The 12994-nt window shown below is 37.1% G+C and carries 11 protein-coding genes; all 11 read left to right on the top strand.

The window, feature by feature from the left end; genetic code table 11:
* Positions 1 to 7 precede the first annotated feature (7 nt).
* Positions 8 to 1321 (top strand): UDP-N-acetylmuramate--L-alanine ligase, encoded by a 1314-nt coding sequence (gene murC, locus DLD54_RS05775; RefSeq protein WP_109918561.1) that lies wholly within the window; start codon positions 8 to 10, stop codon positions 1319 to 1321.
* Positions 1322 to 1490: 169 nt separating this feature from the next.
* A complete protein-coding gene (gene polA / locus DLD54_RS05770; RefSeq protein ID WP_109918560.1) occupies positions 1491 to 4166 on the top strand; it encodes a DNA polymerase I in 2676 nt (891 codons plus the stop codon).
* A gap of 13 nt (positions 4167 to 4179) precedes the next feature.
* On the top strand, positions 4180 to 5010 hold the full coding sequence (gene mutM / locus DLD54_RS05765) for a bifunctional DNA-formamidopyrimidine glycosylase/DNA-(apurinic or apyrimidinic site) lyase (protein ID WP_109918559.1): 831 nt from the start codon (positions 4180 to 4182) through the stop codon (positions 5008 to 5010).
* On the top strand, positions 5007 to 5609 hold the full coding sequence (gene coaE / locus DLD54_RS05760; protein ID WP_109918558.1) for a dephospho-CoA kinase: 603 nt from the start codon (positions 5007 to 5009) through the stop codon (positions 5607 to 5609). The genes mutM and coaE overlap by 4 nt, the downstream gene beginning before the upstream one ends.
* 1 nt (position 5610) lies before the next feature.
* Complete coding sequence (gene nrdR / locus DLD54_RS05755) at positions 5611 to 6078, top strand: transcriptional regulator NrdR (protein WP_038523311.1); 468 nt, start codon at positions 5611 to 5613, stop codon at positions 6076 to 6078.
* A 2-nt stretch (positions 6079 to 6080) separates the two neighbouring features.
* A complete protein-coding gene (locus DLD54_RS05750; RefSeq protein ID WP_109918557.1) occupies positions 6081 to 7442 on the top strand; it encodes a DnaD domain protein in 1362 nt (453 codons plus the stop codon).
* A gap of 9 nt (positions 7443 to 7451) precedes the next feature.
* On the top strand, positions 7452 to 8354 hold the full coding sequence (gene dnaI / locus DLD54_RS05745; RefSeq protein ID WP_109918556.1) for a primosomal protein DnaI: 903 nt from the start codon (positions 7452 to 7454) through the stop codon (positions 8352 to 8354).
* A 305-nt stretch (positions 8355 to 8659) separates the two neighbouring features.
* Complete coding sequence (thrS, locus tag DLD54_RS05740; RefSeq protein WP_109918555.1) at positions 8660 to 10594, top strand: threonine--tRNA ligase; 1935 nt, start codon at positions 8660 to 8662, stop codon at positions 10592 to 10594.
* 185 nt (positions 10595 to 10779) lie between these two features.
* Positions 10780 to 11517: an amino acid ABC transporter ATP-binding protein gene (locus tag DLD54_RS05735; protein ID WP_109918554.1), complete on the top strand. Its 738-nt coding sequence runs from the start codon at positions 10780 to 10782 to the stop codon at positions 11515 to 11517.
* Between the two features lie 16 nt (positions 11518 to 11533).
* Complete coding sequence (locus DLD54_RS05730; protein ID WP_038523297.1) at positions 11534 to 12352, top strand: transporter substrate-binding domain-containing protein; 819 nt, start codon at positions 11534 to 11536, stop codon at positions 12350 to 12352.
* Positions 12349 to 12987, top strand: a complete 639-nt coding sequence (locus tag DLD54_RS05725) for an amino acid ABC transporter permease (RefSeq protein ID WP_109918553.1) — start codon at positions 12349 to 12351, stop codon at positions 12985 to 12987. Before DLD54_RS05730 ends, DLD54_RS05725 begins: the two co-directional genes overlap by 4 nt.
* The last annotated feature ends 7 nt before the right edge of the window (positions 12988 to 12994 follow it).

Here is a 12994-nt window from a genome sequence, read left to right as displayed (position 1 = left end):
CAGAAAAATGTTAGACAAAAATAAACAGATTTGGTTTATCGGAATTAAAGGAACTGGAATGGCTGCTCTTGCTCTAGTTTTAAAAGACCTGGGTTTTGATGTGGCCGGCAGTGATATCGCAAAGTATACTTTCACGCAAGAACCGCTGATTAAAGCAGGTATAAAAATATCTTCATTTGCGGCCGATAACATTAAGGATAATGGTCAGGTAATTGTTAAGGGCAACGCTTTTAAAGCTGATAATGTTGAAGTGCAGGCTTGTGAAAGTAAAAATGTTACTTGGCAAAGTTATCCTGATACTGTAGAAGAAATAATTAAGATGCACACTAGCATTGGTGTTTCGGGGACTCATGGGAAAACTTCTACTACAGGTCTTTTAGCTCACGTGTTAGGAGAAGCTGCACCAACATCTTACTTAATAGGAGATGGTGAGGGCAAGGGTGTTAAGAACTCCCGCTTCTTTGTTTATGAAGCTGACGAATATCGGCGTCATTTTTTGGCGTATCATCCTGACTACCAAATTATGACCAATATTGATTTTGATCATCCAGATTATTTTAAAGATCAATCAGATTATACTTCCGCTTTTCAAACAGCTGCTCGACAAACGCAAAAAGGACTTTTTGTCTGGGGCGGAAACAGCCGTTTAAAGCAGCTTAAAGCAGATTGCTCCAAATATACTTATGGTTTTGACAGTGACGATGATTTTCAAGCCGTAGCAATCACAAGATCAACTCAAGGGTCCAGTTTTACTGTGTTAAATCACGGACAAAATATCGGTCACTTTACAATTCATCTTTTTGGTGATCATAATATTTTGAATGCTACTGCGGTGATAGCTGTTGCTTACACTGAAAAAATTCCGTTAGCAGATATTCAACAAGGTTTATTGACATATCAAGGAGCCAAAAGACGGTTTTCAGAAAAAGATTTTAAAGATATTAATATCATTGATGACTATGCCCATCATCCGACAGAAATGCGGGCAACAATTCAAGCAGCAAGACAAAAATTTCCTGATAAACGCTTGGTAGTAGTATTTCAACCACATACTTTTTCCAGGACCAAAAAATATGCCAGTGATTTTGAAGAAATTTTGCGCGGAGTTGATAAGGCTTATATTACTCCAATCTATGCCTCCGCTAGAGAAAAAAGCGGTGATATTACTAGTGATGACTTAGTAGCCAAAATTCCCGGAGCAGAGGTAATTGACCTTGATAATATTGCCGATTTGGCTCAAAATAAAGATAGTGTGATCGTCTTCATGGGTGCCGGTGATATTACCAAATATGAAGACGCTTTGGAAAAGTTATTAAAATAATTGCAATTTTTAGTTAAAGATCAAGTTTTTAAAACTTGGTCTTTTTACTTAAAAAAACGCGAACCAATTACCTCAGAATGCAAATAAATCAGTATTGTGCAAGATGTGAGCAAAAACTGTTAAAATGGTAGTTGAATTAAGAAACTTGGTTTAATTATGAGGAGAACTAATGGCTGATAAAAAATTACTTTTGATTGATGGTAATTCAGTTGCCTTTCGTGCTTTTTATGCACTGTTCCGTCAACTTGAAAATTTTAGAAATCCTGAAGGATTGCATACCAATGCCATTTATACGTTTAAAAACATGCTTGATGTCGTCTTAAATGATGTCAAACCTGACCATGTTTTAGTCGCATTTGATGCGGGTAAAACTACTTTTAGGAATAATATGTATGCCGATTATAAAGGCGGTAGACAGAAAACACCGTCTGAATTGTCTGAACAGTTACCATACATTCAAGAACTTTTACATGATCTGGGCATATCCACCTATGAACTCGACAATTATGAGGCCGATGATATTATCGGTACTTTTGCTACAATTGGTGAAAAAGAGGGTTTCAAAGTGACAGTTGTTACAGGCGACAAGGATTTAACGCAACTAGCTTCACCTCAAACAACAGTAATGGTCACTAAATCCGGCGTATTGAACTTGGAAGCTTATACGCCTGAACACATGAAGGAAGTTAATGGTGTTACACCAACTGAATTTATTGATATGAAAGCCTTAATGGGTGATAATTCTGACAATTATCCTGGTGTGACTAAGATTGGTCCAAAAAAGGCTTCACAACTTATCCAAGAATATGGTTCTGTAGAAAACCTTTATGATCATATAGATGATATGAAACCTTCAAAAATGAAAGAGAATCTCATCAATGACAAAGATAAGGCTCTTTTAGGCAAAAAATTGGCAACTATTGATCGCCACACTCCTTTGACTATTGGGATTGATGATATTAAGTGGCGCGATGTGGACTATCAAAAATTGCGCAGATTCTATGAAAAAATGAACTTTCGCAAGTTTTTAAGCCAGTTAGACCCTGAAAGTGCTGCTGGGCAAAAGGATCAACCAGTAAAAGATAATAAAGCAGTTGCTTTTACAGAGCTTAAAGAAAATGACATTAACAACTTTGCAGTTAAAGAAGGTCAAACTATTACTTTTTATTTAGGAATGCTGGGCGCGAACTACCACTTAGCTGATTTTGTTGGTTTTGCCATTAAGATCGATAAGCAAATATATGTAAGCCGTAATGTTGACCTGTTAAAAGAGCCGCAACTTAAGAATATTCTGGAAAATAAGCAAATTACTAAAAATGTTTTTGACTTAAAGCGGACAACAGTTGGCTTAAATCGTTTAGGTATTCATGCTCGCGGCATTGACTATGACATGCTTCTTGCTTCGTATTTGATTAATAATGAAAATAATTCGGATGATATGGGCGAGATATGTCGGATGTACGGTGATAATTCGGTTAAAAGTGATTACGACGTTTATGGTAAAGGTAAAAGTGCCCACATTCCAGAAGACGATCAGGTGTTATTTAATCATTTGGCTGGCAAGATAGAAGCAATCGAGAACTTAAAAGAGACATTGTTAGCTAAACTAAAAGAACACGAGCAAGACGATCTTTTTGCCAATATTGAAATCCCTGTTGCCAGAGTTCTGTCTGTTATGGAAATCAATGGCATCAAAGTTCAAGCTGAGACTTTAACGCAGCTTCAAGATGAGTTTGCAGTTGAGCTAAAAAAAATGGAAAAGCAAATTTATGATGAAGCTGGTGAAGAATTTAATATTAATTCTCCTAAGCAATTAGGTCATATTTTGTTTGAAAAAATGGGCTTAAAGCCAATTAAAAAGACCAAAACCGGTTATTCCACATCAGTTGATGTCTTAAATCAGCTAAAAGATGAAAGTCCCATTATTGGACAAATTCTCACTTACCGGCAAATTGCTAAAATCCAGTCAACTTATGTTAATGGTTTACTGGATGTCATTCAAAAAGACGGTCGGGTTCATACCAGATACATGCAAACTCTTACTGCTACCGGTCGTTTGTCCTCAGTTGATCCTAATTTACAAAATATTCCAACCAGAACCGAGGAAGGTAAGCAAATTAGAAAAGCGTTTGTTCCTAGTGAACCTGATGGCTACATTTTCTCCTGTGATTATTCACAAATTGAATTGCGTGTTTTGGCACAAGTTTCTGGCGATGAACAGATGCAGGAAGCTTTTAGAACCGGTTACGATATTCACGCTCATACCGCAATGAAAATTTTTCACTTAAAATCAACAGCCGATGTCACTCCTTTAATGCGCCGCAGGGCCAAAGCTGTGAATTTCGGTATTGTTTACGGCATTTCTGATTACGGTTTATCTAAAAACCTTAATATTAGTCGCAAGCAGGCCAAGCAATTCATAGATAATTATTTTGAGCAATATCCTCAAATTAAAGATTACATGAATAAAGCAGTCCAGGTAGCCCGTGAAAAAGGATATGCCGAAACAATTATGCACAGAAGACGTTACTTGCCAGATATTCATGCTAAAAACTTTAATGTGCGTTCATTTGCTGAGAGAACAGCAATTAATTCGCCAATTCAAGGTTCTGCCGCGGATATTATCAAGATAGCGATGATTAACATGCAGAAAAAATTAGATGACATGCATCTTAAGACCAAGATGGTAGTCCAGGTTCATGATGAGCTGATTTTTGATGTGCCAAAGGATGAATTGGAAACAATTAAAAAGATCGTACCGGAAGTTATGCAGTCGGCTGTAAGACTAGACATACCTCTTGTAGCTGATTCCGGATATGGTCATAATTGGTTTGATGCTAAGTAAGGAGTAACTTGTAATGCCGGAAATGCCAGAAGTTGAGACTGTGAGACGGACACTCCTTCCTCTTATCAAAGGAAAGACAATCAAAGAAGTAACAGTCTGGTATCCAAAGATTATAACTGGTGATGCAAAGGAATTTAAACGGCAGTTAGTTGGTAAAAAAATCACCACAATTGATCGTTATGCTAAATATTTGTTAATTCGGCTTAGCGGCAATTTAACAGTAGTGTCACATTTGCGCATGGAGGGTAAGTATCGTTTAGTCAAAATAAATACTAAAAAGGATAAACACGACCACGTGCAAATTGTTTTTAGTGATAATTCGGCATTGCGTTATAATGATGTGCGTAAGTTCGGGCGCATGCAGTTAATTAAAACAGGAACTGAAAAAGAAAAGACGGGTATTAGCAAATTAGGTGCAGAACCCAACTCAGCAGCTTTTACCGTTTCTTATTTACAAAATGGTTTAGCACGTAAAAAGAAAAATATTAAAAACACACTCCTTGACCAATCTGTTGTTGCAGGTTTGGGCAATATCTATGTTGACGAGGTTTTGTGGGAGACAAAAATTCACCCATTAAGTCAAGCCAATACCATTCCCGCAGAAAAGGTAGCACAATTGCACGATAACATTAATTCGTTAATAGAATTGGCAATTGCTGAACGAGGTACTACAATTCATACCTATCTGGATGCAAACGGCAAAACAGGTGGCTTTCAAAAAATGTTGCAGGTTTATGGTCATAAAGGTGAACCATGTGTGCGTTGTGGTACACCACTTGAAAAAATTAAGGTCAATGGACGAGGAACTACTTTTTGTCCTGAATGTCAGGTGATTTATAAATGACAATGATATTAGGCTTGACTGGTGGAATTGCAAGCGGTAAAAGCACTGCAGATGCTTTTTTTGAAAAAATGCAAATTCCAGTAATTGATTGCGATCAAATAGCCCATGATATTTTAAAGACCGGTAATCAGGGATATGAAAAAGTTATCAAACAATTTGGAAGTGAAGTCTTAAATACGGATAGTTCACTTAATCGTTCAAAGTTGGGACAAATAGTTTTTAATGATGAAAAACAACTTGAAATTTTGAATGAAATTACTCATCCATTGATTTTTACAGAAATACAAGCTAAAATTGCGCTAAACAAGGCTAAGAAAAGCCCCATAATAGTTGTTGATGCTCCTGTTCTGTTTGAGTCAAATGGTCAAAAATATTGTGATCGGACTTTACTGATTGCTATACCAGAAAAATTGCAGCTAGAAAGACTAATGCAAAGAGATCACCTTAGTCAGGGTGCGGCTTTAAAGCGCATCAATAGTCAAATGCCACTTAAGCAAAAGGAAAAATTGGCTGACTATGTGATTACTAATACTGGTTCAAAAAAAGACCTTGAGACTAAATTAGAAGAATTGTTACTTGAAATCAAAGGGGAGGACTAAAATGGAATGTCCTAATTGTCATAAAAATGCATCAAAAGTAATTGATTCGCGTCCGAGTGATGAAAATCGTGCTATCAGACGTAGGCGCGAATGTGAAAACTGTGGCTTTCGTTTTACTACATTTGAACGTGTTGAAACCACGCCTTTATTAGTAATCAAAAATGATGGCACACGTGAGCCATTTAACCGAAAAAAGATTTTGCGTGGAGTGATGGCAGCTGGTCAAAAAAGACCAATCTCAAGTTCGCAATTTGAAGAATTAGTTGATCACGTAGAAAACAAAATCAGGCAGGAAGGAGTTAGTGAAATTTCTTCCAAAAAAATTGGTCAATTGGTAATGGATGAATTGGCTAAAATAGATGATGTGGCTTATATTCGATTTGCGTCAATTTACCGTGAGTTTAAAGATATGTCTAGCTTCATGAAAACTATGGAAGATATGATTGCCAGAAGAGAGAAAGGAAATTAATTATGTTTGAGACTAACAATCCCAAACAGCCTTTTTATATTACAAACAGAGTAGAGCTCTACCCAACAGATTTGCGTGTTTTAATTAAGCTATATCAGCCTTTAGTTGGTTCTTTGGCGGTGGCACTTTATTTAAGTCTGAATGAGGATTATTCTGCCCAAGCTATGCTGTCAGATTCACAGGGGATTTACCGTTTGCAAGAACAAGTTGACTGTGATATTAAAAAATTATTTGCGGCTCTGCACAAGATTGAGGCGGTGGGGTTAATCGAGACCCGACTACTTGACAATCAAATAATGGGCAAAATTCTATGTTTTGAACTTAAAAGTATCCCGTCCAGCAGTGAATTTTTTGGGACTGCGCTGTTAGCAAGCTTATTAAAAGAAAAAGTGGGTATTAGCGCTTTTCATAAATTAAGTCATGATTTTGCCCGGGAAACTAAACAAAATCAAAACTTTGTTAATGGTGTGAAAACAGCACCAAATATTTCTGCCTCGTTTATGGATGTCTTTCACTTACCAGACCAAGAAGCAATAGACCCTTCAATTGAGGTTAAAGAGGCTGCCCAAGAAAATAATATTGTTACCCGTAATACTGCCACTATCAATGAAAAGGGCCAGATTGACTGGGACTTTATGAAACAGCAATTTGAAATTTACCAAATTGCAGGCAGCGAAATTGACCAAAACAGAGAAGCAATTCGTGCAATTATGAGAACTTATGGTTTGTCTGAACAGGAATTTGTAGATGAAACACTGCCCTGTTTGCATGGTGATTACCATCTAAATATGAACCGGATTAAACAGGCTATTGCTAATAACATTCATGCAGCAACTACTCGAAGTCAGTTACAAAAAAAGACACGTGCAAAGGACAATTCTGAAGTAAAAAACGAGCACTTAAGTAACAGTGAACAAGAATTATTACAAAGCGCAAAAGCGAACTCACCGGCACAATTTTTGTATCAGCTTAAGACCAGCCGGGATGATTTTGTGGATGCTAGTGAATATCGCGTACTTGATAGTTTATATAATGAAAAAGGTATTTCAGCAGAACTACTCAATATCTTGACTTATGCCTGCTTGAAAAGTGGTCCTAATGTGTCTTTTCGTTTGGCAAATAAAATTTTACATGATTGGCTGCAGCACGGAGTAAAAACCGGTGGTCAAGCTTTAGAATACATGGACAATAGGAAAAAGGCCCAAGAGCAGAAAAGAAAGCAGTTTGGCAGTTATAATTCGCGTAAGTCAATTGAAAAGGGCACGGATTGGACTGAAAATAAACCAAAAATAAATTCCGAAGTTTCTAGTGAAGAACTAAAAAAGTTTTTTGAGAATTTTGAAAATAAGAATGGCATGAAGTAGGTGAAATATATGCGACCCATTAAAAAATATATTGCTAAAGGACAATCAGGTAATGCTGAGGAGCAAAGCCCTGAAGCTATTAAACAAAGGGTACTGGCTGAACCTAAGGTGCAAAACTTTATCGCGCAGCATCAAGATCAATTAAATGACAGCATTATTAATAAAAGTCTGCCCACTCTTTACGGCTATTATCTGAGCCAGCATAAAAAAGATCCTGTCACCAGAGGCTATTATCCTGATTTGATAATGAATAAAAATGCGATCAGCTTGAAATTTGTGCCCGAAGACAGCAAGCTTATTCATGATAGAGAAATATATATCAAAAGACATTTGCGCCTGATTAATTTACCTGATGGGTTGCATGATGTTCGCTTAAGCCAGATTGAAATGACCCCGGAAAGAGCCGAAGTGATGACCCGCATTCAGCAATTTTTATCAAGATATGCTAAAGATGTTCATCAGAAGGGACTTTATTTGTCGGGCAATTTTGGTATCGGCAAAACATATATATTGGCGGGACTTGCTAATCAAGTTGCTGCCATGGACAAGTATGTTGTTTTCTTGCATGTTCCGACATTTATTGCAGGTTTATCCAGTCATTTTAGTGATAATAGTGTTCAGGATGAAGTACAAAAAATTGCTAACGCTGATTTTTTAATACTAGATGATATTGGAGCTGAAAGTTTGAGTCAATGGTCGCGTGACGAGGTCTTGGCGGTAATTCTGCAGGCCAGAATGGATAATGTGCTGCCAACATTTTTCTCGTCAAATTTTGCAATGAGCGATCTGGCAGATCATTTCAAAGAAACCAAAAATTCTATTGATCCTGTAAAAGCAGCGAGATTAATGGAAAGAATCCAGTCTTTAGCGACTGAAGTAGTAATTTCTGGACCAAATAGAAGACACCAATAAGAATATTTTGCTGTAAATCTATGAAAATAAACTTGCATTAAAAAATTATTGGGCTATAATTAACTGCAATGAATGAACATGTTGTTACGCACCACAGAGAGAGGGGCAGTATTCTGGAAGCTCCCATTAGCGTTTGCAACCCACTCATTCGTACCTAAAATTTTAAAATGGGTTAGATCCGTTAACAATCTACAACGAGATAGTCCAGATTTTTGGACTAAATTTTGGGTGGAACCACGTTAATTAACGTCCCAGTGCTTAATTGCACTGGGACTTTTTTATTTCTTAAATTTTCGGAGGAAAAAATGAGTTTTTCAATTACATTGCCTGATGGCTCAAAAAAAGATTTTACTGAGGCAGTCACAGTTTCAGAACTAGCACATGGTATTGGTACATCTCTGGGTAAAGCAGCTCTCGGAGCAAAAGTAAATGGTCAAATTGTTGGTTTAGATTACAAATTAGACCAAGATGCCAGTGTTGCTATTATTACTGATAGGGATGAAGCTGGTCTAGATATTTTAAGAGCAACAGTAGCCTTTGTTTTTGAAGCAGTTGCGCAGAAAGCATATCCAGAGATTCACTTTGGTGAGCACGCAGCAGATGATGATGGTTTTTATGTTGACACTGACAAAGAAAATCAAATCAAAGTTAGTGAACTGCCAGAACTTGAAAAAGCAATCAAAAAAGTAATCAAAGCTGGAGATAAGATTGAATCTTCTTTTTTGCCAAAAGCTGAGCTTGCCGAGATTTTTAAGAATGACCCGTATAAGAGTGCATTGCTAAAAGATGAAAAAGACGATCAAGTGCATGTCTTTAAATTAGGTAATTTTGTTGATTTTGGCTTTGAAGCCCTATTGCCAAATACGGGCAAAATTAAACAATTTAAGTTGTTATCGGTTGCCGGTGCTTATTGGCAAGGTCAATCATCAAATCCTATGCTTCAGAGAATTTCCGGAACAGCGTTCTTTAAAAAAGCTGATTTAGATGCAGATATTAAGCGTCGTGAAGAAATTAAAGAACGTGATCACCGAACTATCGGACGCGACCTTGATTTATTCTTTGTTGATCCTAAGGTTGGTGCTGGTTTACCTTATTGGATGCCAAAAGGAGCCACAATTCGCCGAGTAGTTGAACGCTATATTATCGACAAAGAAGTGGCTGACGGTTACCAACATGTATATACTCCAGTTTTAATGAATGTTGACGCATACAAGACATCTGGACACTGGGCACATTATCGTGATGATATGTTTCCACCAATGGATATGGGCGATGGAGAAATGCTTGAACTGCGCCCAATGAATTGTCCGTCACATATTCAAATTTACAAGCACCATATCCGTTCATACCGTGAACTGCCAATTAGAATTGCAGAGCTGGGTATGATGCACAGATATGAAAAATCGGGTGCGTTATCAGGTTTGCAACGTGTACGGGAAATGACTTTAAATGATGGTCATACCTTTGTCACGTTGGACCAAGTACAAAGTGAATTTTCTAAGATTTTGACTTTGATTTTAGACGTTTACAAAGACTTTGATATCACGGATTACTACTTCAGACTTTCATACCGTGATCCAAAGAATACTAAAAAGTATTTTGCTAATGACGAGATGTGGGAAAGAAGTCAGGCAATGCTGAAGAAGGCAATGGACGACATGGGTCTTGACTATGTCGAAGCTGAAGGTGAAGCTGCCTTTTACGGTCCTAAACTTGATATTCAGACTAAGACGGCGTTAGGTGCTGATGAAACTATGTCCACAATCCAGTTGGACTTTATGCTTCCAGAACGCTTTAACTTAAGTTATGTAGGTCAAGATGGTGAAGAACATCGTCCAGTTATGATTCACCGCGGTATTGTCGGTACTATGGAGCGTTTCATTGCTTACCTGATTGAAATTTACAAGGGTGCCTTTCCAACTTGGCTGGCGCCAGTTCAAGTAGAAGTGATCCCAGTTAACCTTGATGCCCATTCTGACTATGCTAAGAAAGTTCGCGATGAATTGAATAAGCGCGGCTTCAGAGCAGAAGCAGATTTACGTAACGAAAAATTAGGTTACAAAATACGTGAATCGCAAACACAAAAAGTACCATACACTCTTGTTTTAGGTGATAAAGAGCTCAAGGACAATAGTGTCAACGTTCGTCGCTATGGTACAGAAGAAGAAGTGGCTAAGGACTTTAACGAATTCATTAACGAAATCGATCAAGATGTTAAATCATATTCACGTAAAGGATAAAAATTGTTATTTATAGAAAAGGCAAAATAATTTAATGGCTAAACCTTAAATGTAGAAACCGCTAAAATTTGCACGTCGAGTAACAAAATGTAGTGTTGACGGGATGCACTTTTGATTAATTAATCAATTGTTAAAAAAGCTTGGTTTAGATAGTTAAATTAAGACTGCTAAAAAGGAGCATATATATGTCAATGGTAGAATTTCGTGACGTGCAGAAATTTTATGGCAAATTTCACGCGTTGCATAATATCAATTTGCAAATTGATCAGGGTGAAACAGTTGTCTTAATCGGGCCTTCCGGTTCAGGCAAAAGTACTCTAATTAGAACCATTAATCGTTTAGAGTCAATCCAAGGCGGAAAATTAATTGTTAATAACCAGGATTTGTCCAATCCCAAAACAGATTCAAATAGATTGCGTCAAGACGTGGGCATGGTTTTTCAGCATTTTAATCTTTACAAAAATAAAAATGTTTTAGAAAACGTAATGCTTGCTCCTCGAATTGTCAGTCATATGCCTGAAGAAGAAAATAAAAAGCAGGCACTGCATTTACTTGATATGGTAGGAGTCGCTGATAAAGCACGTAATATGCCAGCACAAATATCTGGTGGTCAAAAGCAGCGTGTGGCAATTGCGCGGTCTTTAGCAATGCACCCCAAATTATTACTTTTTGATGAACCAACTTCAGCACTTGATCCCGAAATGATTGATGAAGTTTTACAGGTAATCAAAAAAATAACTTCGGCAAGTGATATGACCTCCCTGATTGTGACTCACGAGATGGGTTTTGCCAAAGAAGTAGCTAACCGAGTTATCTTCATGGATCAAGGTCAGATTGTTGAAGATGACGACAGCAAGTCTTTCTTTGAGCAGCCAAAAACTGAGCGTGCCCAGCAATTCTTAAGTAAAATAATTACACATTAAGGAAGGGGCAAATATCATGAAAAAACTTGTTTGCTCAATCTCGTTATTTTTAGGAATTTTTCTTTTGTCGGGTTGTGGCAATAAAGTCACTGACCAATCTGCTTTGAAAAATGTACATTCGACTAATACCATTACTTGGGCAGTTGAAGGTGACAAAAAACTATTTAGTTTAATAGATATTAGAGATGATAGAGAAAAAGGCTTTGATATCGATATGGCTAAAGCCATTACGAGAGAAATTTTAGGTCCAAAAGGTCAAGCTCATTTTACTCTTGCCACCTCCCAATCAAGAATACCCTTGTTGAAAAACGGCAATGTGGATGCAGTTATCGCAACTTTGACAATTACACCGGAACGGGCAAAAGTTATTAGCTTTTCTAAGCCTTACTTTCAGGCAGGTAAATCGTTTCTTGTCCCTAAAGGATCAAAAATTAAAAAGCCAAGCGACCTGAACGGCAAAACTGTGATCGGCATTGTCGGCGATAATTCTGTTGAAGCAATAAAAAAAGTGGCTCCCAAAGCCAAAGTTGTTGCAATGCAAGACTATGGTCAAGCAGTCTCTGCTTTAAAGTCGCATCAAGGTGATGCTTTGACTAGTGATAATGGCATTTTATATGGTTTAGCAGCACAAAGTTCTGGAAGCCTTGAAGTAACCGGAGGAACCTATACTAAAGAGCCTTATGGTATTGCAGTAAATAAAAATCAAGGACCTTTTCATAAAGCCATAAATCAAGCAATTCATAAGATTCAAAAAAGCGGAGAATACAATCTCTTAATTAAAAAATGGTTCGGTCAGGTTCCTGGATTTAACTATAAGGAGATGTATATTAAATGATCCATATCTTCAATAATTTTAGTAGTCAATTATTTTCAGGATTTGGTTGGACTATCTTGTCAAGCTTGCTAACTTTAATATTTAGTCTTATTTTCGGAGTTTTATTAGCATTATTGGAGGTTATTCCCAATAAACTTGCCAATAAAGTTGGTCGAATTTACGTTGAAATCTTCCGTAATATTCCCTTATTAATCATCGTAATGTTTTTTTACTTAATAGTACCAAAATATTTTGTACAAATTGATGGTTTTACTGCTGGTACAATTGGTTTATTTCTCTACACTTCTGCATTTATTGCTGAAATTATTCGCTCTGGTATACAATCGGTGTCTTCCGGTCAAATGGAAGGTGCACGGTCAACAGGTATGACTTATAAGCAGGCAATGCGCTATATAGTGTTGCCGCAAGCTTTTAAAATAGTTATTCCACCGTTAGGCAATCAATTTGTCAATTTGATTAAAGACTCGTCAATTTTAGCTTTTGTTGCGGGTTTTGATTTAATGTACCAAGCAAACGCCATTGCTTCTGTTACTTTTGATACGATTAACAGTTATTTGGTAATAGGTGTTTTGTACTTGTTGATTACAATGCCACTGAGCTACTATATGCGGCATTTGGAAAAGAAATTGGCATAGGGAGGCG

This window comes from Lactobacillus helsingborgensis (assembly GCF_003173695.1).
In the GTDB taxonomy this organism is placed as follows: domain Bacteria; phylum Bacillota; class Bacilli; order Lactobacillales; family Lactobacillaceae; genus Lactobacillus; species Lactobacillus helsingborgensis.
This window is presented reverse-complemented; position numbering and strand designations above follow the sequence as displayed.

What these genes read in the sequence shown, in the direction of transcription:
- murC (WP_109918561.1), top strand. Translation starts at nt 8, where the DNA reads ATGTTAGACAAAAATAAACAGATTTGGTTTATCGGAATTAAAGGAACT.
- polA (WP_109918560.1), top strand. Translation starts at nt 1,491, where the DNA reads ATGGCTGATAAAAAATTACTTTTGATTGATGGTAATTCAGTTGCCTTT.
- mutM (WP_109918559.1), top strand. Translation starts at nt 4,180, where the DNA reads ATGCCGGAAATGCCAGAAGTTGAGACTGTGAGACGGACACTCCTTCCT.
- coaE (WP_109918558.1), top strand. Translation starts at nt 5,007, where the DNA reads ATGACAATGATATTAGGCTTGACTGGTGGAATTGCAAGCGGTAAAAGC.
- nrdR (WP_038523311.1), top strand. Translation starts at nt 5,611, where the DNA reads ATGGAATGTCCTAATTGTCATAAAAATGCATCAAAAGTAATTGATTCG.
- DLD54_RS05750 (WP_109918557.1), top strand. Translation starts at nt 6,081, where the DNA reads ATGTTTGAGACTAACAATCCCAAACAGCCTTTTTATATTACAAACAGA.
- dnaI (WP_109918556.1), top strand. Translation starts at nt 7,452, where the DNA reads ATGCGACCCATTAAAAAATATATTGCTAAAGGACAATCAGGTAATGCT.
- thrS (WP_109918555.1), top strand. Translation starts at nt 8,660, where the DNA reads ATGAGTTTTTCAATTACATTGCCTGATGGCTCAAAAAAAGATTTTACT.
- DLD54_RS05735 (WP_109918554.1), top strand. Translation starts at nt 10,780, where the DNA reads ATGTCAATGGTAGAATTTCGTGACGTGCAGAAATTTTATGGCAAATTT.
- DLD54_RS05730 (WP_038523297.1), top strand. Translation starts at nt 11,534, where the DNA reads ATGAAAAAACTTGTTTGCTCAATCTCGTTATTTTTAGGAATTTTTCTT.
- DLD54_RS05725 (WP_109918553.1), top strand. Translation starts at nt 12,349, where the DNA reads ATGATCCATATCTTCAATAATTTTAGTAGTCAATTATTTTCAGGATTT.